The sequence below is a fragment of the Bradyrhizobium sp. Ken51 genome, assembly GCF_055807435.1.
On the sequence record NZ_JBVVPB010000119.1, the window covers coordinates 1 to 878 of the forward strand.

Sequence of the window (878 nt, forward strand, 5' to 3'; positions counted from 1 at the left end):
CCGCAGCAGGCGATCCAGCGCAATGGCGGCGGCGGCAGCGAGGTGTTCGTCGTCAAGGACGACAACCACATCGCGGTACAGCCGGTGCGCACCGGCTCAGTGCAGGACGGAATCTGGTTCGTCACCGAGGGCCTGAAGGCCGGCGACAAGGTCGTGGTCGAAGGCTTCCAGAAGTTCGCCGCCGGCGACAAGGTCAAGCCGCAATCCTGGTCGGAAGCGGATGCGACCGCCGACAACCGGCACGCCCAGAAGCTGATGCGGTAACGCGCTATGGCGAGCTTCTTCATCGACAGGCCGATCTTCGCCTGGGTGGTCGCGCTGTTCATCTGTCTGGTTGGCGCCATTTCGATTCCGCTGTTGCCGATCGCGCAGTACCCGATCATCGCGCCGCCCTCGATCTCGATCTCGACCAGCTATCCCGGCGCCTCGCCCGAGAACCTCTACAACAGCGTCACGCGGCTGATCGAGGAGGAGCTCAACGGCGCCTCCGGCATCCTCAATTTCGAATCGACCAGCGACTCGCTCGGCCAGGTCGAGATTATCGCCAATTTCGTGCCGGGCACCGATACCAGCGCCGCCTCGGTCGAGGTGCAGAACCGCATCAAGCGCGTAGAGGCGCGGCTGCCGCGCGCGGTGATCCAGCAGGGCATTTTGATCGAGGAAGCCTCCAGCGCGGTGCTCCAGATCATCACGCTGAACTCGACCGACGGCAGCCTCGACGAGGTCGGCCTCGGCGACTTCATGATCCGCAACGTGCTCGGCGAGATCCGCCGCATCCCCGGCGTCGGCCGCGCCACGCTCTATTCGACGGAACGCAGCTTGCGCGTCTGGGTCGATCCGGCAAAGCTGGTCGGCTATGGCCTGACCGCCGACGACGT

The 878-nt window shown here is 65.1% G+C and carries 2 protein-coding genes; both read left to right on the top strand.

Annotation, left to right across the window (positions count from 1 at the left end; translation table 11 throughout):
• Positions 1 to 264: permuted SH3 domain-containing protein (locus tag AC0L27_RS41070; protein WP_473323786.1), on the top strand; the 264-nt coding region annotated here is incomplete at its 5' end.
• Between the two features lie 6 nt (positions 265 to 270).
• Positions 271 to 878: efflux RND transporter permease subunit (locus AC0L27_RS41075; protein ID WP_473318247.1), on the top strand; the 608-nt coding region annotated here is incomplete at its 3' end.